The organism is Stenotrophomonas maltophilia, from assembly GCF_001676385.1.
Taxonomy (GTDB): domain Bacteria; phylum Pseudomonadota; class Gammaproteobacteria; order Xanthomonadales; family Xanthomonadaceae; genus Stenotrophomonas; species Stenotrophomonas maltophilia_J.
This window is the reverse complement of sequence record NZ_LYVJ01000005.1, coordinates 42,641-68,921: the sequence shown is the minus strand read 5'-3', so window position 1 is coordinate 68,921 and position 26,281 is coordinate 42,641. Positions and strand designations below refer to the sequence as shown.

Here is a 26,281-nt window from a genome sequence, read left to right as displayed (position 1 = left end):
GGTGGGTCCGGTTGGGGGAGACGCCGTAAACCCATCCCTGGGGGCTTGGCCGCGGCATCCATGCCGCGGACACTCCCGCAACCGGACCCACCCCGCCTTCGACAGTTTTCCGCGATCTGTTGGAAATTCTCTTTGGGTCAGATCCGTTTTCCGGAGGAAAACGGATCTGACCCCAGATCGATTTCGATATCTGACAGATGTGTCGACCAAGGTCGACACCTACCAACAGCCGCGAAGATCTGTCAGAGGCGGGGCGGTGTGGGTGGGCAGGACCGTTGGCGCCATGGATGGGTTTACGGCGTGTCCTGCCCACCCACACCGCCCCGCCATCCCACGGATAGCCCGCTGTTGCTGTTGCTTTCGCTGTTGCCGTTGCCTCTGCAGGTGCAGGGCTGCAAGCCCTGCCGAACCCCCTCAAATGTCTGTGGGAGCCAGGCCGTACTGCTCGGCGAAGCGCTTGCTGAAACTGGCCGCAGACCGGTAGCCCGCGCGTGCGGCGACGGTCTTCAGCGGCAGGTCGGTGGTGTAGAGCAGCTGCATGCCATGCGCCAGCCGCGCCTCGGTGAGCAGCTGGCGCAGGCTGGTGACTTCGGCGGCAAGCCGGCGGCGCAGGGTCGCGCCGCTCAGCGCGAACAGTTCTTCCACATCGCGGGATTGCCAGTCGCGTGCCGGGTCGGCGGCGATGCGGTCGCGGATCTGCTCGCCCAGACTGGGCGCCTGCGGCAGCAGCAGGTTGCCATGGCCCTGCCGGCACAGGGCCAGTACCAGCGTGGCCAGGGCCAGGCGTGCGTCGCTGTATCGGCCGTCCTGCAGCGATTGCCGCCACTGGCGCAGTACCGCGCCGTGTTCGGTCAACGGTAGCCGCGCCATCGCCTGGCCAGGCGCGGGAAGCTCCTCGTTCCAAAGCGTGCGCGCCGCCGAAAGCACTTCGGCGCAGAGCGGCACGATGACACTGAGGTAGCGGCCGCTGCGTGGATCAGGGGTGTTGACTACGTCGATGCGACAGCGCTGGGTCAGCAGCAGGATGTCACCGGGGACGAACGCCAGTGCCTGGTGCGCTGTACGCACCTGCTTGCGGCCCTCCAGCAGGATCGCGAACTGTGGTTGCGGAACCTCCACCGAGCTGGCGCCATGCTCACGGCGGGCGCTGATGCAGGCGTAGCCTTCGGCGCGTTCGCAGCCGGCCAGGCTGGCCAGTTCGGCCAGCAGGGCGGTGGCCGGGGGCAACATGCCGGTCATGCGACGTGGATGCCAAGCAGGCGGCCAACGCCGGCGGCAGCGGCCATGGCCAAGGCGCCCCAGAATACGACCCGGACTGCACCGCGCAGTGGGGACGCGCCGCCGGCCTGGGCCGCCATCGCGCCGGTCAGGCACAGGCCGAGCAGGGTGCTGGTAGTGGTCATCAACGCAACCCTGTCCACCGGCGCCAGCAGCGCGATCAGCACCGGCAACGCAGCGCCACAGGTGAAGGCACCGGCCGACGCCAGCGCCGCCTGCAGGGGGCGCGCGCGCAGCGTGTCGGTGATGCCCAGCTCGTCGCGGGCATGGGCGCCCAGCGCGTCGTGGGCGGTCAGCTGCTCGGCGACCTGGCGCGCCAGCGCCGGGTCCAGGCCCCGGTGGCGATAGATCGCGGCAAGTTCTTCCAGTTCACTGTGCGGATTGTCCCGCAGTTCGCGCTTTTCCATCGCCAGGTCGGCGTCTTCGGTGTCGGCCTGGGTCTGTACCGAGACGTACTCGCCAGCGGCCATTGACATCGCGCCGGCTACGGTGCCGGCCACGCCGGTGGCCAGGATGGTGCTGGCCGACGCGCCGCTGGCGGCTACGCCGACCACCAGGCCGGCCACGGAGACGATGCCGTCATTTGCCCCCAGTACGGCAGCGCGCAGCCAGCCGACGCGTTCGGAGCGGTGCAGTTCGGTATGTCGTGAATGGCGGCTCATGCCTCGGAGTGTACGAGGGTCAAGTGGGTGCCGATAGGATGCTGAAACCTGTCATCGTTGCATGACGCGACGGAGTGCCACGCTATAGTGCGCCCTTGCGATGGGAGGCCGCCAGCCCCACATCCCCCGCCACAGCCCAGCGAGTCTTCCCCTTGTCGAGCCCCAGCCACGTCGCCGATACCCCCATTACCGACCGCTCGCAGCTGGTGGAGGTGATCGCCTCCGGCGAGAAGCCCCGCGCGCAGTGGCGCATCGGCACCGAGCACGAGAAGTTCGGGTTCCGCCTGGATGACCTGCGGCCGCCGACCTTTGAGGGAGAGCGCGGCATCGAAGCGCTGCTCAACGGCCTGGTCCGCTTCGGCTGGGAACCGGTGCAGGAGAATGGCAACACCATCGCCCTGCTGCGCGATGGCGCCTCGGTGACGCTGGAACCGGCCGGCCAGCTGGAACTGTCCGGCGCGGCGCTGGAAACCATCCACCAGACCTGCGTGGAGACCGGCACCCACCTCAACGAAGTGGCACAGGTGGCCGGCGAACTGCAGCTGGGCTTCCTCGGCATGGGCTTCCAGCCGAAGTGGAAGCGCGACGAAATGCCATGGATGCCGAAGGGCCGCTACAGGATCATGCGCGCGTACATGCCCAAGGTCGGCTCGCTGGGCCTGGACATGATGACCCGCACCTGCACGGTGCAGGTGAACCTGGACTACGCCACCGAAGCGGACATGGTGAAGAAGTTCCGCGTATCGCTGGCACTGCAGCCGATCGCCACCGCGTTGTTCGCCGATTCGCCGTTCACCGAAGGCAAGCCGAACGGCTACCTGAGTTACCGTTCGCACATCTGGACCGACACCGACGCCGACCGCACCGGCATGCTCGACTTCGTGTTCGAAGATGGCTTCGGATACGAACGCTATGTCGATTACCTGCTCGACGTGCCGATGTACTTCTCCTACCGCGATGGCATCTACCACGACGCCAGCGGGCAGAGCTTCCGCGATTTCATGCAGGGCAGGCTGCCGGTCCTGCCGGGCGCGCTTCCGACCCTGCGCGACTGGTCGGACCACATGACCACCGCGTTCCCGGAAGTGCGCCTGAAGAAATACCTGGAAATGCGCGGCGCCGACGGCGGTCCGTGGAGCCGCCTGTGTGCCTTGCCGGCGTTCTGGGTCGGCCTGCTGTATGACGACGCTGCGCTGGATGCTGCCTGGGACCTGGTGCGTGACTTCACCCTGGCCGAGCGCCATGCGCTGCGCGATGGCGTGCCGAAGCATGCGATGAACCTGCCGTTCCGCAATGGCACGGTACGTGACCTGGCACGTGAAGCCCTGAAGATCTCGGTGGAAGGCCTCAAGCGCCGCGCCGCACGCAATGCCGACGGCCAAGACGAGAGCAAGTTCCTGGACGTGCTGCAGGAGATCGTCGAATCCGGCCTCACCCCGGCCGAACGCAAGCTGGCGCTGTTCCACGGCCGCTGGCATGGCGATGTCGACCCGGTATTCCGCGAGTTCGCTTATTGATGATGTTGGGTGGGTGCCGACCTTGGTCGGCATGCCATGAAAAAACCCCGGCATTGCCGGGGTTTTTCTTTCTTACATCTGCCTTGGATCAAGCCGCGTTCTTCAGCGTTGCCATGTCGATCACGAAGCGGTAGCGCACATCGTTTCTCGCCATGCGTTCCCACGCCTGGTTGACGTCCTTGATGTCGATCACCTCAACGTCGCTGACGATGTTGTGCTCGGCGCAGAAGTCCATCATTTCCTGGGTTTCGGCCATGCCGCCGATCGCCGAACCGGTAACGTGCTTGCGCCCGAAGATCACCGCACCGCCCCTCAGCGGCGGGTCCAGTTCGGTGATGACGCCGACCAGGCACATGGTGGCGTCGCGCTTGAGCAGGCTCATGTACGGGTTGGTGTCATGGCTGACCGGCACCGTGTTGAGCAGGAAGTCGAAGCTGTTGGCGTGGGCCTTCATCTGTGCGGCATCGCGCGAGACCAGCACCTCGTCCGCGCCCAGGCGCTTGGCATCGGCACCTTTTTCTGGAGTGGTGGTGATCATCACGACGGTGGCGCCCATCGCCTTGGCGAACTTCACGCCCATGTGGCCCAGGCCGCCCAGGCCGATGACGCCTACCTTCTGGCCGGGGCCGACCTTCCAGTGGCGCAGCGGCGAGTAGGTGGTGATGCCGGCGCACAGCAGCGGCGCTGCCGCTTTCAGGTCCAGCTTCGCGGATACTTTCACCACGAAACGCTGTTCCACCACGATGTGGTCGGAGTAGCCGCCCATGGTCAGCTCGCCGGTGTTCCGGTCGTGGCTGTTGTAGGTGTAGGTCGGGCCCTTTTCGCAGTACTGCTCCAGGTCGTGGTCGCAGGCATCGCAGTGGCGGCAGGAATCGACCATGCAGCCGACGCCGGCGAAATCGCCGACCTTCAGGGTGGTGACGTCCGGCCCGACTTCGACCACCCGGCCGATGATCTCGTGGCCGGGCACCATCGGGTATGCGGCACCACCCCAGTCGTCGCGGGCCTGGTGCAGATCGGAATGGCAGATGCCGCTGTACAGCACCTCGATGCGGATGTCGCTGGCGCCGACGGCGCGGCGTTCGAAGGTGAAAGGCTCAAGCGGGGCGGTGTTGCTGCGGACCGCATAGCCATGGGCAAGGGACATGGGTAATCCTTGGCGGGGTTTATGGAAAGGCGTTTTACAATACGCCCCGTACCCAGCAGCAAGAAGCGTGGATATCGGCATGATTCATCAAGTCGGACTGCATAATCATGGCCACTGACAACCTCTCGCACCTGGCCGCGTTCGCCGCGGTCGCCCGCCATCGCAGTTTTCGCCGTGCCGGTGCCGAGCTCGCGCTGTCCACCTCGGCGGTGAGCTATGCGATCCGCGCGCTGGAGGAACGGTTGGGTGTGGGCCTGTTCCATCGCACGACGCGCAGCGTGGCCCTGACCGAAGCCGGGCAACGCCTGCTGGAGCGCCTGCAGCCCGCGTTGGGGCAGGTGCACGATGCGCTGGAAGAGATGAACCAGTTCCGCGCCGCTCCGGCCGGCCTGCTGCGCATCAATGCCACCCGTGCGGCGGTACCGACCCAACTGGGACCCCGCCTGGCGCACTTCCTGCGCGCCCACCCCGACGTGCGCGTTGAGCTGACCGAGAACGATGGCCTGGTCGATATCGTCGCCGAGGGCTACGACGCCGGCGTACGCCTGCACGAGTTCGTGCCGGAGGACATGGTGGCGGTGCCGATGGGGCCGCCGCTGCGCGGGCTGATCGTCGGCTCGCCGGACTACCTGCGGCGGCGGCCGGCACCGCAGCATCCGCGCGACCTGGCCATGCACGAGTGCATCCGCTTCCGCTTCGCCAGCGGGCACCTGTACAAGTGGCAGTTCGAACGCGATGGACAGGCGCTGGAAATCGACGTGCCCGGGCGGCTGACCCTGGGCGAGCAGGGCACGGTCGTGCGGGCGGTGCTCGATGGCATCGGCCTGGCCTATGTGCTGGAAGACACCGCAAGGCCGTACATCGAATCGGGGCAGATGGTGGCGGTGCTGGAAGACTGGAGCGAGCCATTCGCCGGCTTCGCGCTTTACTACCCCAGGCAGCGGCAGATGCCGGGCGCGTTGCGTGCGTTCGTGGATATGTTGCGGGAGTAGTTGCGGTTGGGGGCTGCAGTGCCGACCAACGGCCGGCAACCGCCATCGCTCATGTCACCAGTGCATCGTAGCCATCGCCACTGAACTGGATCAGGCAGAAACCATGCCCGAACGGATCGGCCAGCGCGGCGATGCGCCCCCAGCGGCGATCGCGCACGGGCTGCTCGACCGTCGCCCCGGCCGCGACCGCACGAACCAGCGCGGCCTTGATGTCATCCACTACCCAGTCCAGGTGCAGCGGCGTCCAGTGGCGCTCGTAGTCGCGCACGTCGCCGTCGTCGGTGGCGGCGCTGCCGGCGACGTTCTGCAGCAGGTACAGCGGCGTCGGTCCACCCAGCAGCTCCACCGCGCCGGTACCGAGCCGGCGGCCGACGCGCAATCCAAACGCGGCCACGTAGAACGCTTCGGCGGCGGGCAGGTCGGGGACGTCGATATTGGCGATGAAGCTGCAGGCAGTGGAGTCCATGGCTGTGATTGGCGGCATCCGGTGGCCCGCAGTCTAGTCCCGCCGCCAGCAGCTGCCGGTTCATCTTCTGCGGGAATTCGGGCAAGCTGTGCGACCTCTGTCGACAAGGACATCCATGAGCACGCTATCTGCCATCGAACAGGCCACCGGCCAGTCTTTCCCGCCGTTGTTCAAGCAGCTGCATGAGGCCGGACGGTTGAGCTGGGGCGCCCCCCATCCGGAATGGTCCGAGGTGGTGTTCCCGACGCTGCAGGCAGATCCGCCAGTGCTGTTGTACGCCCAGGACTATGAACCCCTGGAACTCGATGAGCTGCTCGAGGCGTGGCAGGAGCTGACTGCCGAAGACCACTACAATCCCCTGCGCCCCGACCTGCAGCTGCTGCCGTTCGCGCGGACCGGCGCGGGCGACAGCTACTGTTTCTGGAGCAACGCGCCCGGTTTCGCCGAGCCGCCAGTCGTGCTGGTGTGGCATGACGACGACCGTGCCGATGTGCTGGCCGCCAACTACCAGGATTTCCTCTTCCGCAAGATGGTCGAAGCGGTTGCCGAATATGAGCCACCCTACTCGCTGCTTTCGCACGGCGAGCTGGCCGGGAACCTGCAGCGCTGGCTGCAGAGCCACCAGCCGTTCCTGCGCGACGACCAGTACGCGGCGTTGCAGCGGCTGTTCGCCCGCGTCGAGGACATTGAGGAAGGAGACATCAGCGACGACGACGCCCAGGACATCGTCGCTGAAGTGATCGGCTTCGAGCGGTTGGACGAGTCGTTCGCCTACGTACGCGAAGAGGCCTGATCCACGTCGGTCGGAGCGCGGCCATCAGCCGTGCTCCGGCCCATCGCGCGGTCGGCCTGCGACCGGGTCATCAAGCCCGCCTTCCTCGCCGCAACAGGTGCCGTGCCCAAGCCTGGCCGGCGCGCTATCGCCGCTGCGCTCGACCTGTTCCGGATCGGCGGTGAACGGAGAGGCGAACGTCGCCGGGTCGGCAGCTGAGGGCGTTCGATCGAGCGACGTCGATTGAGCTCCACGGCACGCTGTGTATACTATCCCCCAGTATAGTTCCTGGGTGGCCTCGCCATGCCGCACTCCCCCGAAGAGAAGAAGAAGGTCCTGGCCCGCGTGCGCCGCATCCGCGGCCAGTGCGATGCGCTGGACCGCGCGCTGGAAGCCGGCGCCGACTGCGGGCCGGTGCTGCAGCAGATCGCCGCCATCCGTGGCGCGGTCAACGGCCTGATGTCCGAGGTGATGGAGGCCCATCTGCGCGAGGAGTTCGGCCAGCCTGCGGCATCCGACGAACAGCGCGCCGAACGCGTGCGCGACATGAGCGCGTTGCTCCGCTCGTACCTGAAATGACGATGGCGCGACGTTGCGCCGATCACGCTGTACCCCATTCCCGCCTGATCCTGGAGAAGCCACCATGAAGTCCCGTGCCGCCGTCGCCTTTGGTCCCGGCCAGCCGCTGCAGATCGTCGAGATCGACGTTGCTCCGCCAAAGAAGGGCGAAGTGCTGGTCAGGATCACCCATACCGGCGTCTGCCATACCGATGCGTTCACCTTGTCCGGCGATGATCCGGAAGGCCTGTTCCCGGTGGTGCTGGGCCATGAAGGTGCCGGCATCGTGGTGGAGGTGGGCGAGGGCGTGACCAGCGTCAAGCCGGGTGACCACGTGATTCCGCTGTACACCGCCGAGTGCGGTGAATGCCTGTTCTGCAAGAGCGGCAAGACCAACCTGTGCGTGTCGGTGCGCGCCACCCAGGGCAAGGGCGTGATGCCCGACGGCACCAGCCGATTCAGCTACAACGGCGAGCCGCTGTACCACTACATGGGCTGCTCGACCTTCAGCGAGTACACCGTGGTGGCCGAGGTCTCGCTGGCGAAGATCAATCCGGAAGCGAACCCGGAGCACGTCTGCCTGCTCGGCTGCGGTGTCACCACCGGCATCGGCGCGGTGCACAACACCGCCAAGGTGCAGGAAGGTGACAGCGTGGCGGTGTTCGGCCTCGGTGGCATCGGCCTGGCGGTCATCCAGGGCGCGCGCCAGGCCAGGGCCGGCCGCATCATCGCGGTGGACACCAACCCGTCCAAGTTCGAGCTGGCGCGCGAATTCGGCGCCACTGACTGCATCAACCCGAAGGACTTCGACAAGCCGATCCAGCAGGTCATTGTGGAAATGACCACCTGGGGCGTGGACCACAGCTTCGAGTGCATCGGCAACGTCAACGTGATGCGCGCGGCGCTGGAATGCGCGCACCGCGGCTGGGGCCAGAGCGTGGTGATCGGCGTGGCCGGTGCCGGGCAGGAGATCTCCACCCGCCCGTTCCAGCTGGTGACCGGCCGCAAGTGGATGGGCACCGCCTTCGGCGGCGTGAAGGGCCGCAGCCAGCTGCCGGGCATGGTCGAGGACGCGATGAAGGGCGACATCGAACTGGCACCGTTCGTTACCCACACCATGGACCTGGACAGGATCAATGAAGCCTTCGACCTGATGCATGAAGGCAAGTCGATCCGTTCGGTGATCCACTACTGAGCCGCGGCGTGGGCTGGCTCGATGCCCTGCGCAGGCCGCACGCGGAGGATCCGCGCGCGGCCCTGGTCGACCCGATCGAGCAGGCGCTGCGCGCGCTGGGCTGGGTCGAGGGCGAGGTGGGGCCACCGCGCGCGGTGGATTCGCCGTTCGGCATCGACGAGATGCCGTTCGAGCACTGGCTGGCCCAGGTATTCCTGCCGCGCCTGCACGAAGCGCGTGCCGAGGGCCAATGGCCTTCGCGCAGCACTGTGGCCGTGGCGGCGTATCGCAACCTCGATGGCCAGCCCGGTGTCGAGCCGTTGCTGCGCCTGCTGTCGCAGCTGGATGAACTGATCAACAAAGGGATCCACGCCAAGCGTGGATAGGCCGGCCAGGGCCGGCATCTACCAAAAGCGCGTGTGCGCGCAAGCGCCACGCAGGAGAGCCCCATGGAATGCATCGAACACCGCGCCTGTTCCGGCGGATGGCAGGACGTCTACCGGCATCATTCGACCACGCTGGGCTGCGCCATGCAGTTCGCCGTGTACCTGCCGCCGCAGGCGGCAACCCAGAAGCTGCCGGTGCTGTACTGGCTGAGCGGGCTGACCTGCACCGAGCAGAATTTCATCACCAAAGCGGGCGCGCAGCGCTATGCGGCCGAACACGGTGTGATCATCGTCGCGCCCGATACCAGCCCGCGCGGTGACGACGTGGCCGATGCCGAAGGCTACGACCTCGGCAAGGGGGCGGGGTTCTACCTCAATGCCACCCGCGCGCCCTGGGCGAAGCACTACCGCATGCATGACTATGTGGCGCAGGAGCTGCCGGCGCTGATCGAAGCGAACTTCCCCGTGACCGCTGCACGTGCCCTCAGTGGCCACTCGATGGGCGGCCACGGTGCGCTGGTGATCGCGCTGCGCAACCCCGGGCGCTACCGCAGCGTATCTGCGTTCTCGCCGATCGCTGCACCCAGCCAGGTGCCATGGGGGCAGAAAGCGTTCACCGCCTACCTGGGGGACAACCCCGCCGACTGGGCGCAGTGGGATGCCTGCGAACTGATCACCACGGCAGGCGAGCGCCTGCCGCTGCTGGTCGACCAGGGTGAAGCCGATGAGTTCCTGCAGGTCCAGCTGCAGCCGCAGCGCCTGCAGCAGGCCTGCATCGCCGCCGGCCATCCACTGACCCTGCGCCTGCAGCCCGGCTACGACCACAGCTACTACTTCATCGCCAGCTTCATCGGCGAGCACATCGCCCACCACGCCCGCGCGCTGAAGGACTGACTCCCTGTAGAGCGGAGCCCACGCTGGGCTCTCCCTTGAGCCTGCGCCCGGATGACCGCCGAGCCTGGGCCTGGCTCTGCGGTTGTGCACCGCTTTTCGGGTGTGGGTCACACCCTCGTGGTACCGCTCCGCGCTATGGTGCGGCCGTACGGCCTTGCGGATTGGGGGAAGCATGCCGGTAGTGCTGGCGCTGCTGTATGTGTTGTGCCATGGAGTGGTCGTAATCCTGTGGCCCGGTCCGGCCGGCCTGGGCTCGTTCGTGTTCCTGACCGCTGCGCCGCTGCTGGCGGCTGTGGCCTGCCTGTACCGGGCCCGCCGCGACCGCGCTGCGTTGGGCTGGCGTGCGACCGCGATGGCATTGCTGCTGTGGGCCGGTGGCATGGGCCTGAACATGGTGGACGCGCTGGGTGTCGGCCGCGCGGATTTCACCCCGCAGGCCAGCCTGCTGCTGTACGTGCTGTACGGCGTGCCCCTGGTGTTCATCCTCGCCCGCGCACGCCGTGAGCAATTGAACATCAGCCTGATCGACGCAGTGATGGCGGCACTGCTGGGTGTGCTGTTCTTCGTGCACACCCGCTCGTTCGCTGAACACGTCGAAGTCGACCGCTACGCCATGTCCAACATGCAACGCATGTTCGACATCCAGAACCTGTGCATCGCCGGTTTTGCGGTGGTGCGCTGGCTGGCCGGCGAGGCACCCGAGCGGCGCAGCTTCTTCCGCGCGCTGGCGGCGTACGCACTGGCCTATCTGCTGGTGGCGTACTACATCAACCACTACACGTCCGAACAGTCGTTCGGCGCCCTCAATGATCTGCTGATCGATCTGCCGTTCCTGCTGCTGGCCGTGCTGGCCGTGGGCCGCGCACCGGCGACGGGCACAGGACCGCATCCCCGGCTGGTACGTACGGTGCAGGCCGCAGGCCCGATGATCCTGCCGTTGCTGCTGCTGGTGGTGGGTACCCTGGTGGTCGACCATGCACGCGCGCTGGCCGTCGCAGGCTTCGTGGTGGCGACACTGGGCTTCGGCCTGCGCAGTGTCCTGCTGCAGACCGATCTGATGGAACGGCAGGCAGCGCTCGACCAGCTCGCAAGGCAGGATGGCCTGACCGGCGTGGCCAACCGCCGGCAGTTCGACGCCGTGCTGCAGGCGGAATGGAACCGGGCCCGGCGCAATGGCACCGGACTGGCGTTGCTGCTGGTCGACATCGATCACTTCAAGGCCTTCAATGATGCGCACGGCCACCCCGCCGGTGACCGCTGCCTGCGGGCGGTCGCTGCGCTGCTGCAGGCTACTGCCGGCCGGGCGGCCGACAGCGTGGCGCGTTATGGCGGCGAGGAGTTCGCGGTCATCGTGCCGGGTACTGCCCTGGAGGGCGTGCTGGCCCTGGCCGAACGCCTGCGCCAGGCGGTGGCGGCGCTGGTTCTGCCGGAGGGGCGCGTGAGCATCAGTGTCGGCGTGGGCTTCCTGCATCCACCGGCGAGGGCCAATGCGGACCAATTGCTGGCCGAGGCCGATGCCGCGCTTTATGCCGCCAAGCGTGGCGGGCGCAACCGGGTGGTCGTGCATGAGAGCGCGGCCTGCATCTAGGCGCGGAGGTCCCCGGCTTCGTCAGCCCCAGCGGCGTTTCATCGCTTGGCTGCTGCAGCGGGCGCGGCGTAGTTCCATGCTGCACCGGCGTCGAGCGAAAGAGGGCATGGCATGTACAGGTGCGGCATCCTGCTGCTGATCGTCACAGCGAGCGGGTTTGGCGGCGGGCTGCCGGCGGCATTGGCCGCCGCCGCGCCAGTGGCTGATCGCTGCGAGGTCGGCAGCTACCGGTTGGCGGATGGCAGCCTGCTGGATGTCGCGGAAGGGGAGGGCGACGCGCTGCGCTGGCGTGCCCCGGATGGCCGCACCGGTGCGCTGCAGCGGCGGGATGAGGCGTCATGGTCAAGTACGCGCGGCTGGACCGGTCGTGCGGACGGGCACACGCTGAGCTTTCCCGACTGCAACAAGGGCCATATCCGCTTCGATGCGCTGGACGGGCAGCGCGTGCCGCTGCTCCAGGTCGAGACCCGTTTCGCTGGGGCAGGCGCCATGCTGCAGGGGCGGCTGACCCTTCCGCCTGGCGAGGCGGTGGTACCGTTGGTGGTGCTGGTGCACGGTGCCGAAAGCCATTCGGCGTTGCGCAGCTATTCGCTCCAGCGCGAGTTCGCCAGCGCGGGCATCGCGGTATTCGCCTATGACAAACGGGGCACTGGCCGTTCCGGCGGCCGGTATACGCAGAATTACCTGACCCTGGCCAACGATCTGATCCTGGCCACGCGCGAGGCACGCCGGCTGGCCGGTGCGCGCGCTGGCAGGGTGGGATACCAGGCCGGCAGCCAGGGCGGCTGGGTGGCGCCGCTGGCCGCCCGTATCGAGCCGGTCGATTTCATCGTCGTCAGTTTCGGCCTGGCGGTGTCGCCGCTGGAGGAGGATCGCGAAGCCATCGCCTTCGATATGCGGCGGGCCGGGCAGGGACCTGAAGCCACTGCGCAGGCCATGGAGATCGCCGATGCGGTGGCGGCCATCGTCGAGAGTGACTTCACGGAGGGCTTCGACGTGCTGGCCACGGTCAAGCAACGCTACCAGGAAGCGCCGTGGTATCCGGCATTGCGCGGCAACATCACCGGCTACCTGCTGTCGACGCCGGAAGCGACCCTGCGTGTGCAGGGGCCGAAGCTGCTGGAGGGCGTACCGGCGCACTACGACCCCATGCCGGTACTGACCCATCTGCAGGTGCCGCAACTGTGGATCTTCGGTGGGCAGGATCGCGATGCCCCGCCGCAGGAAACGCTGAGGCGGCTGGCTCTGCTGCAGGCACAGCGTCGCCCGGTCACCACAGCGGTCTTTGCGGAGGCTGACCATGGCATGTACGAGTTCGAGCACAGCGCGTCAGGCGAGCGCGTTTCGACCCGGCAGCCATCCGGCTACTTGCAGATGATGGTGGACTTCATCCACGGTGATGTGCTGGACGCGAAGTACGGGCAGGCGATGCCAGTCCCAGCGCCGGCCGTACAGGCCGGGCGGGAGGGCCGCTAGGCCGGTTCAAGGCAGCGGAGCCGGCGTCGGGCATCGCGTGGCTTCTTCTCGCCGCGCATGCCGAGGCGGGGGATGCGCCTTTTCCATCCGGCCAATGTGCCAGCCACATGAGCGCTGCAGAGCGCCAACCGAGGTTGGCATCTACCGGAGCGTGGCCTCAACGCACATCGCGCAGTTCCCAGTGGCTGCCGGCCAGCAGGCGCAGGCGCTGCTTGAACACGTCGCTGTCGATGCGGGTGGTGGCCACCAGGTTGATGCGCAGGTCCTTCTGCTCGCCGGTCACGGTGGCGTCCGGATCGGTCACGCCCCACTGCGGTTCCACTGCATCGGGGTCGGGCTGCTTGGCCTTCCAGCGCTCGAACAGCGTGCCGCTGCGCAGGGCCTCCTGCAGCTCTTCGGCGAAGCCGGCCGCGCCCTGCGAATGGAAGGACAGGTCAGGATCGTTGCCGCGGGCCTTGGACGGGTCGGGCAGGCTGATGTGGTACTGCGCAGGCATGGTGTTCTCCTTGAAATGCGGCAAGGCTGGCATAGCGGCGGTGGAATGCTTGTGTACGCGCCTCACTCGAACCGATGCGCGCCATCGGCAAAGCCCAGGGTGACCGCGCCCTTGCCGACGTTGACCATGCCGGTCAGGCTCATCACCGATTCGTATACGGCGACGCCATGGGTGGCGCAGACTTCCTTCAGCGGGGCGTAGCCGGGCAGGGCACGCAGTTCATCCAGTTCGCCTCCATAGCTGACGCACAGGGTCGGGGTCATCAGGCCGGCACGCACGCGCTGGCCGGCTACCGAGAACAGCTTCTGCACGGCATTGTCGAAGCCCTTGATCCTGGCCACCGGCCTCGTCCCGCCACGGTAACCGTGCAGCACCGGCTTGATGTCCAGTGCGCTGCCCAGCGCGGCGCTGAGCAGGCCGACGCTGCGGTCGCCCTTGTGCCGTGCGCGTGCACGCATGTAGTACAGATCACGGGTCACCATGTAACCGTGCACGTTGCCGGCCAGTGCTTCCAGGCGCTCGCGGATCTGCTGCACGCTGGCACCGCTGTCACGCAGGCGTACCGCCTCCACGGCGGTCACTGCCTGCGCCGCGAACAGGTTCTGGGTATCGATCACGCGCAGCGCGAACGGCGAGTTGTAGCCCGCCGCCTGCCGCACCGGCTTGTAGTCGTTGAGGATGGCGAAGCTGGCCTGCAGCGCGTTGTCATGGATCGGGCTGCGGGTCTTGGTGAGGGTCATGCAGAACACGTGGTCGTAATCGATCACCAGCTGCTGCAGGAAGAGATCGCGGATCTGGTTGACGCTGAAGGGGATGGTTTCCGCTTCGGCGCCGTGCTCGGCCACGTGCGCGTGCAGGAAGCTCAGAGTGGCCTGCTCATCGCGGTGATCGGCCAGCACGGCTTCGCCGATCCGCACAGTGATCGGCAGCAGCACGATGTTGTGCTCGGCAATGAAGTCCTGCGGCAGGTCGCAGGCAGAGTCGACGACGATTCCGATGCGCATCCGCAGCTCCCCTCCAGGGCGGTTGTAATTCGGAAATGTGAAAACTATCCCAGAACCGGACCCCGCGCGCGAGGGAAACGCGCATGCCCTGTTCAGCGACTGCGCTGCACGGCCACCGGCAGCTGCGCCAGGCGCTGCCATTCGGGCTGCAGCAGCAGTCCCGGGTCGGCCAGCACCGCAGCCATCAGCGGGTGCGCGTCATTGCCCCAGAACAGTTCGTCATCGATGGCCAGGGTGGGTACGCCGAACACCCCGGCGCCGATTGCCGCTTCGGTATTGCGTCGCAGCTGTTCCTTGACCGCGGGCGCGGCGATGGCCGTGGCGACATCGTCAATGCCCAGCCGTGCACCCACGCCCTGCAGGGCCTCGGGGCTGTCCCCGGCATTGCCCTCGTGCCAGATCCAGTTGAACAGCACATCCACCGCCTGCGCCCCGGCACCTGCAGCCAGGCACAGGCGCAGCGCCGGCAACGGATTGAACGGGTGGGCCGGGGGGAAGCGCAGGGGCGTCCCCTCGGCCTGTGCAGTCCACAGCAACTGGCGGTAGATGAAGCGGCGTTTGGCCGGAATCTCGGCCGGGCCAAGGTTGCCCAGATGGTGCAGCACGGCACCCAGGGCGATCGGCAGCGGCTGGATCCCGGAAAACCGGGGCAGCTGCTTCAGCTTCTGCCAGTGCAGGTAGGCGTACGGCGAAATGAAGTCGAAGTACCAGCGCAGCGTGGCCATCGGCGGCTCCTCGTTTGCAGTCAGGGCTGCGCGTTGCGCTGCAGGTAGCGGTCGCGCAGTTCGGTCTGGCGCGAGCGCATCGGCAATGCGCGGCCGCCCAGCCAGACCTGTTCGGCATAGTGCTCCACATCCAATGGATCGCCTTCCCACAGCACCAGGTCGGCGCGCTTGCCCGGCTCGATGCTGCCGATCTGGTTGGCCACACCGAACGCCTGTGCCGGCACCCGGGTCAACCCAGCCAGGCCGTCGGCCCACGGCAGTCCGTTGGCCACCGCATTGCCTGCCAGCTGGCGCATCTTGCGTGCGTTGTGGCTGGCGTCGCCGCGTTGCATGAAGGAGACCGGTACACCCGCGCGACGCAGGCGCGCCGCGTTTTCCAGGGTCGCGCCGATCTGGTCGAAGCTGGCCGGCAGGTTGGCCAGTACATCGACGAACACCGGCACCTGGGCAGCCGCCAGTTCCGGGGCAACCTGCCATGCCTCGCTGGCGCCGGCGATGGCGATCCTGGCCTTCTCGCGCGCGGACCAGCGCAGCAGCTGGCGGATGTCGGCGGCGCGGTCCACTTCTACCACGAGGCGGCCCTGGCCGGCCAGATAGCGGCTGAGCGTGCGCCGCCCGGCCGGGGTCAGCAGCGCATGGGGGGAGTCCGCGCCCACCTGGCCACGTGCCTCGTCCACCATCTGCTGCAGCAGCATCCATTGTGCCGCACGCGAGTGACCGGTCAGTTCGGAGGCGCCGGCGCCGATGCGCAGGAACAACGCGCGCGGTCCGATCGGGTCGGCGCTGCCGTCCAGCCGCATCACGCCCCCCTGCCCGGCCACGAAGCCACCACCGGTCGCCGCGCCCAGCGCAGTGAAGCCGATGCCTTCCAGTCGTGTTACCGGGATCAGCACCGAGGCCGGGTTATAGGCCAGGGTGACATCGAACTCCGGGCGCAACGGCTGTTCGCCGATCTTCAGCGTGCTGTCGACCGTACTCGATTCGCCTGAGACCTCCTCGACGCCGATCTCGGTGATGCCACCGAACAACGCCGGGGTCAGCGGCCGGCCCCCGGCCTCGACCACGGTTGCTCCGGCCGGGGCGGACAGGCCGGGGCCGACTGCGCGGATGATGCCGTCCTGCACCAGCACGTCGGTGCCCTGCAGGCTGCCGCGCGCGCTGGCGGTATGCACCGTCGCGTTGCGCACCAGCAGGTCCTGCGCCTGTGCGGATGCGCAGATGCAGGCCAGCAACATGGCCGTAGAGCCAAGCCAAGCCCGGCTGCGCTTCGCGGCAGACTGCGCCAATTGCCTGAACACCACCATCAGTGCACCTCCTGGCCAAGCTGGAAATCCGAGCGGGGTGCCGCCGCCGGCGCGTTGCGGTCATACAGGCGCCGCCCATCGACGAAGACCTGCTCGGCCAGTGCGTATGAACTGAACGGATTGCCGTTCCACACCACCACGTCGGCCATCTTGCCGGCCTCCAGGGTGCCGGTCTGGGCCTCGATGCCCAGCGCCCTGGCGGCGTTGGCGGTCATCCAGGTGATGGCGTGTTCTGGCGTGATCTCCGGCATGCGCGCGCGGCGTGCGGCGGCGATCACCTTGGCCGCTTCCTGGTTGAGGCGCTGGATGCCTTCGGGCGAATCCGAATGGACGATCGCGCAGCTGTTCTTCGGCCGGTCGACCAGTGCGATGTTTTCCGGAATGCCGTCGAAGGCTTCCATCTTGAAGCCCCACCAGTCGGCCCACAGCGCGGCGCAGACGCCGTCGGCGGCGAGCCGGTCGGCCAGCTTGTAGGCCTCCACGCCGTGGTGGAAGGCGGCCACCTTGAAGCCGAATTCCTTGGCCAGGTCGAGCATGGTGGCCATCTCGTCGGCGCGGTAGCAATGGATGTGCACGCGGATGTCGCCTTCGATGGCACCGGCCAGCGTGTCCAGCTTGAGGTCGCGCTTGCCGCCGGCATCACCGGCGCTGTCGCCCTTGTCGCTGCCGAACCAGCCCCTGCGCTTGGCCGGCTTGGGCGCGTTCTTGGCGATGTAGTCGGCGGCGTCGATGAAGGCGGCGCGGTAGCCGGCCACATTGCCCATCCGCGTCGCCGGAGCCACGTTCTTGCCTGCCCCGTAGACGCGCTTGGGGTTCTCGCCGCAGGCCATCTTCAGACCCCACGGCGCGCCGGGGAACTTCATCGCCTGGTAGGTGATGGCGGGAACGTTCTTCAGGGTCACGCCGCGGCCGCCGACCAGGTTGGCCGAGCCGGGCAGCACCTGCATGCTGGTCACGCCGCCGGCCAGCGCGGTGGCGAAGCCCGGGTCCTGCGGCCATACCGAATGCTCGGCCCAGACGTTGGCGGTGACCGGCGCGGTCATCTCGTTGCCGTCGCTGTGTGCGCCGACGCCCGGGCTGGGGTACACGCCCAGATGCGAGTGCACGTCGATCAGGCCGGGGGTGACCCACTTGCCCTGCGCATCGATGCGGGTGACGCCCGCATCGGCCTGCAGCCGGGGCCCGACGGCAACGATTCGACCATCGCGCAGCAGCACGTCGGCATTGTCCAGGCGCTGGCCGGTGCCGGTCAGCACGGTGGCGTTGTGGATCAGCACCGGCGCATCGGGATGGGCCTGGTAGGTGCTGGGGTAGGGGTCGGCCACGAAGCGCGACGCGCCCACGGCCGGCGCCGCACTCAACGAAACCAGCGCCAGCCCAAGAGCGGCGCGCAACACTATCGATGCCATGCGGATCCCCAACCCCACGAGTGAATTCAGCGACGCTATCTGTCGTCGATGCCACTTGCCAAGTGACCTTGGGCAGGGGCCGTGGGGTGGGAATTTCCCTATACAGAAATCGTGAATCAAGTATTAATTTTCTGTGATGCCTGCCGCTACTACCCGGTGGGTTAGCGCGCGCTGATCCGCCGCGAGGTGTTTTTTCCACTGCTCCATGACGGAGCTGCACCTGAAATATTCCATGGAATCAAGGACGTAACTGCAGATGACTGTCTTCCCGTCGTACCGTTCCACCGCTTCCCGCCGCTCCATCCTCCCCTCCCCCCTGGCCTCGGCCATTGTTGGCTCGCTGCTGATGGCCGCCGCCGTGCCGGCGCTGGCCCAGGACAGCAACGTAGACGCCCTGTCGCGTTACCAGTTCCAGCGCAGCCTGCAGGCCGCGTTTGCCGCACCGGTCGTCACCGCTTCGCCGTCGCTGACCGTCGCCGCCGCCGATGTGGAAGTCGATCCGGAACCCATCATGGGCAAGCCGGGTGATGCCGCCAGCTGGCGCACCAACGAGTTCAACAGTGACTGGGGCCTGCAGGCGATCAACGCCGATGTGGCCTACGCACGCGGCCTGACTGGCACCGGCATCCGCCTGGGCGTGTTCGACAGCGGCACCGGCCTGGACCACGACGAGTTCGCCGGCAAGAACCACCGCAGCATCCATCTGGCCGACGTGCTGGCCGATGGCAGCCTGTGCGCGCGCGAAGTGCTGAGTGGCCCGGACGCCTGCTTCGCCAGCGACGGTGACCAGGTGGCCGTGTCCTACCAGCTGCTCGACCCGGACTATGCCGATCTGCTGGAGCGCAATGGCTTCTACGAAGGCCTTAGCTACAACGTGCACGGTACCCACGTGTCGGGCACCATCGCCGCCAACCGTGATGGCAACGGCACCCACGGTGTTGCCTTCGGTGCCGACCTGAGCGTGGCCCGCCTGTTCTCCAACAGCGCCACCTATCTGTCGGTGGTGAACATCGGCGGGGCCCTGTATCTGGACGAGCAGACCATCGCCGCCATCCAGGCCGACGATTCGATCTACCCGCAGCTGTACGCGCAGATGAACGAACAGGGTGTGCGCGCCATCAACCACAGCTGGGGCCTGACCAACGAGCCGACCACCGCTGAAGACCTGGACATGTACCAGTCGCACCCGGTGTTCGCCGCCAGCCTGGCTGCGATGGCCGAAGGTTCGCGCAGCAGCGGCCTGATCCAGGTCTGGGCCGCTGGCAACACCGATTCGCCCAACACTTCGCCGGAAGAAGCGCCGATTGCCGGCATGTATGCCTCGCTGCCGCGCGCCATCGCCGACATCGAGCCGTACTGGCTGGCCGTGGTCAACGTCAATCAAGACCTGGAGCTGAGCAACCGCTCGATGCGCTGTGGCCTGGCGGCGAACTGGTGCCTCGCCGCGCCCGGCTCGAACATCAACTCGACCGTGTACGGTCCCGATTCGGTGATCGAAGGTGATTTCTATGATGACAACGGCAACCTGGTGGTGGACATCATCAGCCAGACCCCGTCGTCCGATTACGAGGAACTGAGCGGCACGTCCATGGCCGCCCCGCACGTCACCGGCGCGCTGGGCCTGCTGTTCGAGCGCTTCCCCTACCTGGACAGCGCGCAGGTGCGCGATGTGCTGCTGACCACCGCCACCGACCTGGGCGCCGAAGGCGTGGACGATGTCTACGGCTGGGGCCTGATGAACCTGGCCGCGGCCGTCGAAGGCTACGGCTCGCTGCGCGTGGACACCGACGTGGTGATGAACCAGAAGGCCGGCGGCCTGAAGGTGTGGGAAGGCGATGCATGGGACGACTGGACCAATGACATCGGCGGCCCGGGCAAGCTGACCAAGAGCGGCATCGGCTGGCTGCGCCTGAGCGGCGACAACAGCTTCAACGGCGCGGTGGTGCGCGAAGGCGTGCTGGAACTGGACGGCGTGAACACGCTGACCAGCGCCGTGGACGTGACCGGTGGTACCTTCCTGCTGAACGGCACCCTGCAGAACACCGCGCTGAACAGTCTGGGCGGCAGCAGCCGCATCACCACCACCGGTGTGCTGGACGGCTCGGACCTGACCGTCACCGGCGGCGTGGTGTCGTTCAACGGCGTGCAGACCGGTGGCAGCACCTTCGTGGGTGAAAAGGGCATGCTGAAGGGCGTGGGCCAGCTGGGAGACACCACCGTGGCCGGCATCATCGCCCCGGGCAACTCCATCGGTACGCTCACCATCAACGGTGATTACGTGCAGACCGCCACCGGCGTGTACCAGGCCGAAGTGGCCCCGGGCAGCCGCAGCGACCAGCTGCACGTGACCGGTACCGCCACCCTCGGCGGCACCCTGGTGGCGCTGCCGGAACCGGGCATCTACTACCTGGGCGAGCAGTTCAACTTCATCCAGGCCGACGGCGGCGTGAACGGTCAGTTCGCTGCCACCGATTTCAGCGCCTTCTCGCCCTTCATGCAGTTCAGCCTGGCCTACACCGCCGCTGGTGCGCGCATCGAGGTGACCCGCGGCAACGCGCTGGCTACCTCGGCCACCACCGCCAACCAGCTGGCCGTGGCCACCGTGGCCGACGGCCTGGCGGTCAACCAGGGCCTGCCGCGTCCGCTGACCATGCTGTTCCCGGAACAGGTGGGCAGCGCACTGGACAGCCTGAGCGGCGAACTGCACGCCGCCACCAGCGTGGCCCTGCTGGAAGGCAGCCGCTACGTGCGTGATGCCGCGCTGGCCCGCCGCGCCGGTGCCGCTGCGCCGGGTGCCGAAGGCGGCGACGCTACCGGCGTGTGGGTGCAGGCCCTGGCCGGCAGCACCACCCTGGACGGCAACACCAACACCGCCCGCACTGAGGCCAACAGCAACGGCCTGCTGGTCGGTGCCGACCGCGAGTTCGGCGGCTGGCAGGTGGGCGTGCTGGCCGGTACCGGCCGCACCGACGTGAAGCAGGGCGAAGGCCGCCGTGCCAAGTCGAAGGTGGACAACACCCACTTCGGCGCCTACGCCAGCCACAACTGGGGCGGTTTCGGCCTGCGTGGCGGCCTGGCATGGAGCGAACATGAGGTGGACAGCACCCGTGAGCTGGCGTTCGCCGGTTACAGCGACACCCTGAGCGCCCGTTACGACGCGCGTACCCGCCAGGCCTTCATCGAAGCGGCCTACCGCTTCGGCGGTCGCGAGGCCGGCCTGGAGCCGTACCTGCAGGTGGCCCGCGTGGAAGTGGACACCAAGCGCGTGAACGAGCGTGGCGGTGCTGCGGCCCTGCAGGGTTCGGTGGATGACGTGCGCACCACCCTGGCCACGGCCGGCGTGCGTTTCGACAAGGGCCTGAAGGCCTCGTTCCAGCAGGACAGCTGGTTGCACGTGCGCGGTGCGGTGGCGTACCGCCACGCCAGCGGCGACCGCAACCCGGCGGCCCGCCTGGGCTTTGCCAGCGGCGGTGACCGCTTCGTGGTCAACGGTGCACCCATCGCCGACAGCGCGGTGGTGGCCGAACTGGGCCTGTCGGCCTGGCTGACCGCCAAGCAGCAGCTGGAACTGGGCTACAGCGGCCAGTTCGGCGACGAAAGCCGCGACCACGGTGCCAACCTGCGCTGGTCGGTGCGCTTCTAAGCCACCGGTTCCCGCAGGGAAACCAAGAGGGGCGGCCGCAGGGCCGCCCCTTCTGCGTTGTGCACCCAGGTGTGGGCCGGGCGGCACGCGCCTACAATGGCCACCCCACGGCGTACCGGATTCCCATGAAGACCAAGCAGGACATCGTCGACAACTGGCTGCCGCGTTATACCGGCGTACCCTTGGACCAGTTCGGCCAACACATCCTGCTGACCAACTTCCTGGGCTACCTGCATACGTTTTCCGCATTGACCGGTGCCCCCGTCGTCGGGCTGGACCGGCCCATGGCCAGCGCCACCATCGACGGCATCACCCTGATCAACTTCGGCATGGGCAGCCCGAATGCCGCGATCATCATGGACCTGCTGTCGGCGGTGATGCCCAAGGCGGTGCTGTTCCTCGGCAAATGCGGTGGTCTCAAGCGCAAGAACCAGCTGGGCGACCTGGTGCTGCCGATTGCCGCGATCCGGGGTGAAGGCACCTCGGGCGACTACCTGCCGCCGGAAGTGCCGGCCCTGCCGGCGTTCGCGCTGCAGCGAGCGGTCTCGACCATGATCCGCGACCTCGGCCATGATTACTGGACCGGTACGGTCTACACGACCAACCGCCGTGTCTGGGAGCACGACGAGGCCTTCAAGGAACGGCTGCGGGCGATGCGCTGCATGGCCATCGACATGGAGACCGCCACCGTGTTCGCCGCTGGCTTCGCCAACCATATCCCCAGCGGTGCGCTGCTGCTGGTGTCGGACCAGCCGATGATCCCCGACGGGGTCAAGACCGAGGCCTCCGATGCCAAGGTCAGCTCCCGCTTCGTGGAAAACCATATCCAGATCGGTATCGAGGCGCTTAAGCTTATCCGGCGCAACGGCAAGTCGGTCCGCCACCTGCGCTTTGACGAATGATGATGATGGCCTGGCGCGGCGCGCCGGCCCTGGGGAGTAGGTGATGGACGTTGCCGCGCAGGTGGTGGAATTCTGGAAGGAGGCGGGCCCTGCGAAGTGGTTCGCCCGCGACGATGCGTTCGACGCGCAGTTCCGCCGGTTGTTCCTGGATGAGCACTACACTGCGGCGTCGCGCGCGCGCGAGCATTGGCTGGGCAGTGCAGAGGGTGCACTGGCGCTGATGCTGCTGCTGGACCAGTTCCCGCGCAACTGCTTCCGTGGCACCGCCCATTCCTACGCTACCGATGGCCTGGCCCGGCATTACGCCATGCGCGCCATCGAGGAAGGCCTGGACCTGCAGCTGGTGCCGAAGCTGCGCGCGTTCATCTACCTGCCGTTCGAGCATTCCGAGGACCCGCTGGACCAGGACCGCTCGGTGGCCATGTTCGACGTGCTGGGGGATAAGGAATACCTGCAGTACGCCGAACTGCACCGCGACATCATCCGCCGCTTTGGCCGTTTCCCGCACCGTAACGCCGTGCTGGGCCGCATCCCGACGCCGGAAGAACTGGATTACCTGGCCGAAGGCGGATTCGCCGGCTAAGAAAAAGGGGACGGAGGGGATTAAGTCGTTTGTGGCATAAACGACTTAATCCCCTCCGTCCCCTTTTTCGGTGCCGATCAGTACTTCGGCACGCCGTTGTCGACGTCTTCCGACCAGGCATTGATGCCGCCGGTGACGTTGAACACCTTGGTGAAGCCCAGCGCACGGAACTGTTCGGCAGCCTGCGCGCTGCGGCCACCGTGGTGGCACATGAAGGCCAGCGCGGTGTCCTTGGGCAGCGCCTCCAGCGCGGCGCGACCGTTGCCGTCGAAGGTCTTGAACGGCACGCCCACTGCAGCGATCTCGCGCTCGTCGGCCGGGCGCACGTCCACCAGGGTGATGTTGCCGGCGCGCACCAGGTCGTCGGCATCGCGCACGCTGATTTCCTGCACCGGCTTGGGCGCGTTCGGGTTGTCGATGGCCAGGCCCTTGCCGCGGATGTCGTCCACCCAGTCGATGGTGATGCCGTTGGCGCGACGGGCGCTGGCCAGGTCGAACTGCACGCGCAGGCCGTTGGACTCGGCGGCGATGGCGCCTTCGTCGTGCGGGGCCAGCTGGAAGTTCGGCTGGAAGCGGGCATCGATGGTCAGCTGCAGGGCGGCGCCCGGAGCATCGGCCAATGCACCCTTGAGCATTTCCACGGCGGCCGGGGTCACGGTGATGCTCGGCGGCGTACGGTCCGGCGCCGGCAGGCCGAGCACGTTGCTCAGTTCGCCGCTGGCGGCCATCTGCAGCACGATGTCGCTGCCGCCGACCAGTTCGCCGTCGATGTACAGCTGCGGGATGGTGGGCCAGTCGCCATAGGCCTTGATGCCTTCACGGATTTCCTGGTCGGCCAGCACGTTGACATGGGCGAACTCGACGCCAAGGTCCTGCAGCGCGCCTACGGCCTTGGCCGAGAAACCGCACTGCGGCATCGACGGCTGGCCCTTCATGAACAGCACGACGCGGTTGGCGTTGAGGATGGATTCGATGCGCGAACGCAGGGCGGGATCGAGGGACATGGACGTCGGGGTTCCGGGAATTCGAACCATCGATTCTACCCCTCATGGCATCATGGGGGATGAGCAACGCAGGAACATTGCATCGCATCCCGACCCGGCCCTGGCGCTGGCTGCCCTGGCTGGTGGCGTCGCAGCTCGGCGTGATCCTGGTCTGGGTACTGGCCGGTTGGCATTGGGGGTTGCCGCTGATGGTGGCCAGCCACGCGCTCTTCCTGGTGCCGGTGTTCCTGCCCAACAGCCACTTCTACGCACCGGTGCTGAGCCGGGTACCGGAGGCCGGCAACAGCGTCTGGTTGACCATCGATGACGGTCCCGGCCCGGAGACCCGGGCCGTGCTCGATCTGCTGGATCGCCACCAGGCACGTGCCACGTTCTTCCTGGTCGGCGAGCGGGCGCTGGCGCAGCCGGAGCTGGTCCAGGAGATCCTGCGCCGCGGCCACGACCTGGGCAACCACAGCCACAGCCATCCACAGGCGCGCTTCTGGCGGCTGGGCCCGGCAGCCATGCGCGCCGAGATCGAGGGCTGCCAGCAGGCGCTGCAGGCCATGAGTGGCCGCCCGGTGCGCTGGTACCGCTCGGTGGTGGGCATGACCAATCCGTTCGTGGCGCCGGTGTTGAAGCGGCTGGGGTTGGTCCGGGTTGGCTGGAGTGCCCGTGGCTTCGACGGTGTCGGCTGCACCCCGGACGGCGTGCTGGCGCGGCTGCTGCCCGACCTGCGCCCGGGGGCCATCGTGCTGTTGCACGAAGGTGCTGCCCATGGCCACAACCTGGCGATCATCGAGCGCGTGCTGCAGGCGCTGGACGAGCGAGGGCTGAATGCGCGGCTGCCGGTCACGTAGCGCCTGGTCCGGGCCGCGGGGAGCGGCCGAGCGTGGGCTCGGCTCTACGAGGGGAGACCTTTCCGTAGCGCCCGAGCCGACGCTCGGGCGGCGGTGCGCAGCACCGGAAGGGCCCAGCATTACAGCGCAGGGCGTTCGGCCACCAGCAGCCAGCTGTTGAAGGGGGTACGCCCGTGCAGCGGCCGGGGTGGCGTCACCTGTAATCCGGCTTCGACCAGCGTTGCCTGCAGCGCCTGCGGATCCGGGTAATGACGGGGGCGGGTGCCCATCCAGCCGATCAGCCAGGCCAGCCGGTCCGCCACCCGGGTAGTGCGGTCGCGGCCATCGCCGGTAGCCAGCGGCGTGCGCAGCAGCAGGCGGCCACCGCGGGCTACCCGTGCACTGGCCGCGCGCAGCAGCGCCTGCTGTGGGCCGGCATCCAGGTACTGCAGCACATCCAGCAGCAGCACATGCCCGGCCTGCGCAGGCAGCGGCGCCTGCACGTCCAGGCAGTCGAAACGCACAGCGGGCAGGCCGGCGGCGGCACGCTGCGCACGGGCAATCTTGCCGGCATCCACGTCCACGCCCAGGTAGGGCTGGGAGCCACCGCGCTGGCGCAGCACGTGGGCGAACAGGCCCAGCCCGCAGCCCAGGTCCAGCACGGGTTGCCCGTCGCCAGGCAGGTGCTGCAGCACGCCGTCATACAGCGGGTCGCTGCCCAGCTTGCTGCGGGTGTAGTAGTAGTCGCGGCGGCTGGCCCAGGCGTGTGCGGGGCGGAATGCCTCGGCGATCGCACGGGCCTGCGGTGCGGCCAAGGGAGTGCAGGGCAGGGGCGAGCCGTTCCGTGGCGTGCCGTCCATCGCCTCAGTCCGTTCCGCCAAGCAGGTGCGCGGCGACCGGCAGTGCGCGGGCGCTCCACAATGCGTACATCCGCGCCGACGGATGCAGGCCGTCTTCGGCGATCATCGCCGGGTTGTCACCCTGATCACGGCTGATGTCGGTGATGTCGACGAAGGCCACGCCCTGCTGGGTGCTGATGACCTCGGCGGCCGCGTTGAACTCGTCGGTCTCGATCTCGATCGCGGCCAGGTCACGGCCGCTGCCGATACCGAACGGGGTTGCGCCCCAATCGGGGAAGGACAGCACCAGCACACGCCCTGGTTGGCCACCGGCAAGGCCGACCGCCCGCTGCAGCAGGGCCTGGAACTGGACGCGGTACTCGTCCAGCGGGCGGCCACGGTACTGGTTGTTGACGCCGATCAGCAGGGTGACGAAATCGAACGGGCCCCGCGGTGCAGCCTTGTCGATGCCGGCGTCCAGTTCGTCGGTGGTCCAGCCGGTGGTGGCAATGGTCTGCGGATCGGCCAGGTCGATGCCCTGCGCGCGCAGCGCGGCGGCCAACTGGTGCGGCCAGCGGCCTTCAAGGGCAACGGCTTCACCAATGGTGTACGAGTCGCCCAGCGCCAGGTAGGACAGCGCCACA

25 protein-coding genes are annotated in these 26,281 nt (G+C 67.6%); 13 read left to right on the top strand and 12 right to left on the bottom strand.

Annotation, left to right across the window (positions count from 1 at the left end; all coding sequences use genetic code 11):
• Window positions 1-414 precede the first annotated feature (414 nt).
• Both A9K58_RS07650 and A9K58_RS07645 read right to left on the bottom strand, forming a co-directional pair.
• Window positions 415-1,239, bottom strand: coding sequence for a helix-turn-helix transcriptional regulator (locus tag A9K58_RS07650; protein WP_065198804.1), 825 nt, complete (start codon window positions 1,237-1,239; stop codon window positions 415-417).
• Window positions 1,236-1,940: a VIT1/CCC1 transporter family protein gene (locus A9K58_RS07645; RefSeq protein ID WP_065198803.1), complete on the bottom strand. Its 705-nt coding sequence runs from the start codon at window positions 1,938-1,940 to the stop codon at window positions 1,236-1,238. Before A9K58_RS07645 ends, A9K58_RS07650 begins: the two co-directional genes overlap by 4 nt.
• A gap of 152 nt (window positions 1,941-2,092) precedes the next feature.
• Here A9K58_RS07645 and A9K58_RS07640 point away from each other — a divergent pair, with 152 nt between their 5' ends.
• Window positions 2,093-3,457, top strand: a complete 1,365-nt coding sequence (locus tag A9K58_RS07640; protein WP_065198802.1) for a glutamate--cysteine ligase — start codon at window positions 2,093-2,095, stop codon at window positions 3,455-3,457.
• Window positions 3,458-3,545: 88 nt separating this feature from the next.
• Here A9K58_RS07640 and A9K58_RS07635 read toward each other — a convergent pair whose 3' ends face one another.
• Complete coding sequence (locus A9K58_RS07635) at window positions 3,546-4,604, bottom strand: NAD(P)-dependent alcohol dehydrogenase (protein WP_065198801.1); 1,059 nt, start codon at window positions 4,602-4,604, stop codon at window positions 3,546-3,548.
• A gap of 107 nt (window positions 4,605-4,711) precedes the next feature.
• On the opposite strand from A9K58_RS07635, the gene A9K58_RS07630 reads away from it, so the two are divergent.
• Entirely contained in the window at window positions 4,712-5,596 is an 885-nt protein-coding gene (locus A9K58_RS07630) for a LysR family transcriptional regulator (RefSeq protein WP_065198800.1), read from the top strand.
• A gap of 49 nt (window positions 5,597-5,645) precedes the next feature.
• Here A9K58_RS07630 and A9K58_RS07625 read toward each other — a convergent pair whose 3' ends face one another.
• On the bottom strand, window positions 5,646-6,062 hold the full coding sequence (locus A9K58_RS07625) for a VOC family protein (protein ID WP_065198799.1): 417 nt from the start codon (window positions 6,060-6,062) through the stop codon (window positions 5,646-5,648).
• A 115-nt stretch (window positions 6,063-6,177) separates the two neighbouring features.
• Between A9K58_RS07625 and A9K58_RS07620 the strand changes: the two genes are divergently transcribed.
• The 7 genes from A9K58_RS07620 to A9K58_RS07590 all read left to right on the top strand — a co-directional run bounded on the left by A9K58_RS07620 (window position 6,178) and on the right by A9K58_RS07590 (window position 12,910).
• Window positions 6,178-6,855: an SMI1/KNR4 family protein gene (locus A9K58_RS07620; RefSeq protein ID WP_065198798.1), complete on the top strand. Its 678-nt coding sequence runs from the start codon at window positions 6,178-6,180 to the stop codon at window positions 6,853-6,855.
• Between the two features lie 282 nt (window positions 6,856-7,137).
• A complete protein-coding gene (locus tag A9K58_RS07615; protein WP_065198797.1) occupies window positions 7,138-7,413 on the top strand; it encodes a metal/formaldehyde-sensitive transcriptional repressor in 276 nt (91 codons plus the stop codon).
• 64 nt (window positions 7,414-7,477) lie between these two features.
• Entirely contained in the window at window positions 7,478-8,587 is a 1,110-nt protein-coding gene (locus tag A9K58_RS07610; RefSeq protein ID WP_065198796.1) for an S-(hydroxymethyl)glutathione dehydrogenase/class III alcohol dehydrogenase, read from the top strand.
• An 8-nt stretch (window positions 8,588-8,595) separates the two neighbouring features.
• Complete coding sequence (locus A9K58_RS07605; RefSeq protein WP_065198795.1) at window positions 8,596-8,952, top strand: YqcC family protein; 357 nt, start codon at window positions 8,596-8,598, stop codon at window positions 8,950-8,952.
• Between the two features lie 63 nt (window positions 8,953-9,015).
• Entirely contained in the window at window positions 9,016-9,846 is an 831-nt protein-coding gene (gene fghA / locus A9K58_RS07600) for an S-formylglutathione hydrolase (RefSeq protein WP_065198794.1), read from the top strand.
• Window positions 9,847-10,018: 172 nt separating this feature from the next.
• The gene (locus A9K58_RS07595) at window positions 10,019-11,434 is read left to right on the top strand and encodes a GGDEF domain-containing protein (protein ID WP_065198793.1); all 1,416 of its coding nucleotides are present in this window, start codon (window positions 10,019-10,021) and stop codon (window positions 11,432-11,434) included.
• A 111-nt stretch (window positions 11,435-11,545) separates the two neighbouring features.
• Window positions 11,546-12,910: an alpha/beta hydrolase family protein gene (locus A9K58_RS07590; RefSeq protein ID WP_081284003.1), complete on the top strand. Its 1,365-nt coding sequence runs from the start codon at window positions 11,546-11,548 to the stop codon at window positions 12,908-12,910.
• Window positions 12,911-13,067: 157 nt separating this feature from the next.
• Here the strand turns inward: A9K58_RS07590 and A9K58_RS07585 are convergent, their stop codons facing one another.
• From A9K58_RS07585 to A9K58_RS07565, 5 genes are all read right to left on the bottom strand, one after another.
• Window positions 13,068-13,406 carry a hypothetical protein gene (locus A9K58_RS07585; protein WP_065199014.1) on the bottom strand — a complete coding sequence of 113 codons (339 nt, stop codon included), beginning with the start codon at window positions 13,404-13,406 and terminating at the stop codon, window positions 13,068-13,070.
• 62 nt (window positions 13,407-13,468) lie between these two features.
• Entirely contained in the window at window positions 13,469-14,410 is a 942-nt protein-coding gene (locus A9K58_RS07580) for a DegV family protein (RefSeq protein WP_065198792.1), read from the bottom strand.
• 92 nt (window positions 14,411-14,502) lie between these two features.
• Window positions 14,503-15,135, bottom strand: coding sequence for a 2-hydroxychromene-2-carboxylate isomerase (locus tag A9K58_RS07575; protein WP_065198791.1), 633 nt, complete (start codon window positions 15,133-15,135; stop codon window positions 14,503-14,505).
• Window positions 15,136-15,155: 20 nt separating this feature from the next.
• Window positions 15,156-16,439, bottom strand: coding sequence for an amidohydrolase family protein (locus A9K58_RS07570; RefSeq protein ID WP_065198790.1), 1,284 nt, complete (start codon window positions 16,437-16,439; stop codon window positions 15,156-15,158).
• Window positions 16,439-17,848, bottom strand: coding sequence for an amidohydrolase (locus tag A9K58_RS07565; protein ID WP_065198789.1), 1,410 nt, complete (start codon window positions 17,846-17,848; stop codon window positions 16,439-16,441). Before A9K58_RS07565 ends, A9K58_RS07570 begins: the two co-directional genes overlap by 1 nt.
• 256 nt (window positions 17,849-18,104) lie before the next feature.
• Between A9K58_RS07565 and A9K58_RS07560 the strand changes: the two genes are divergently transcribed.
• The 3 genes from A9K58_RS07560 (at window position 18,105) to A9K58_RS07550 (ending at window position 22,976) form a co-directional block, all read left to right on the top strand.
• Entirely contained in the window at window positions 18,105-21,491 is a 3,387-nt protein-coding gene (locus A9K58_RS07560) for an autotransporter domain-containing protein (RefSeq protein ID WP_065198788.1), read from the top strand.
• Window positions 21,492-21,616: 125 nt separating this feature from the next.
• Window positions 21,617-22,393, top strand: coding sequence for an AMP nucleosidase (locus A9K58_RS07555; protein ID WP_065198787.1), 777 nt, complete (start codon window positions 21,617-21,619; stop codon window positions 22,391-22,393).
• Window positions 22,394-22,436: 43 nt separating this feature from the next.
• Entirely contained in the window at window positions 22,437-22,976 is a 540-nt protein-coding gene (locus A9K58_RS07550) for a DUF924 family protein (RefSeq protein WP_065198786.1), read from the top strand.
• Window positions 22,977-23,053: 77 nt separating this feature from the next.
• On the opposite strand, the gene grxD is transcribed toward A9K58_RS07550, so the two are convergent.
• Window positions 23,054-23,980, bottom strand: a complete 927-nt coding sequence (gene grxD, locus A9K58_RS07545; protein ID WP_065198785.1) for a Grx4 family monothiol glutaredoxin — start codon at window positions 23,978-23,980, stop codon at window positions 23,054-23,056.
• A gap of 59 nt (window positions 23,981-24,039) precedes the next feature.
• Here grxD and A9K58_RS07540 point away from each other — a divergent pair, with 59 nt between their 5' ends.
• Window positions 24,040-24,819: a polysaccharide deacetylase family protein gene (locus A9K58_RS07540; RefSeq protein WP_065198784.1), complete on the top strand. Its 780-nt coding sequence runs from the start codon at window positions 24,040-24,042 to the stop codon at window positions 24,817-24,819.
• Between the two features lie 119 nt (window positions 24,820-24,938).
• Here the strand turns inward: A9K58_RS07540 and A9K58_RS07535 are convergent, their stop codons facing one another.
• The gene (locus tag A9K58_RS07535) at window positions 24,939-25,658 is read right to left on the bottom strand and encodes a class I SAM-dependent methyltransferase (RefSeq protein WP_065198783.1); all 720 of its coding nucleotides are present in this window, start codon (window positions 25,656-25,658) and stop codon (window positions 24,939-24,941) included.
• Window positions 25,659-25,662: 4 nt separating this feature from the next.
• Complete coding sequence (locus tag A9K58_RS07530; RefSeq protein WP_065198782.1) at window positions 25,663-26,280, bottom strand: SGNH/GDSL hydrolase family protein; 618 nt, start codon at window positions 26,278-26,280, stop codon at window positions 25,663-25,665.
• Window position 26,281: the final 1 nt, after the last annotated feature.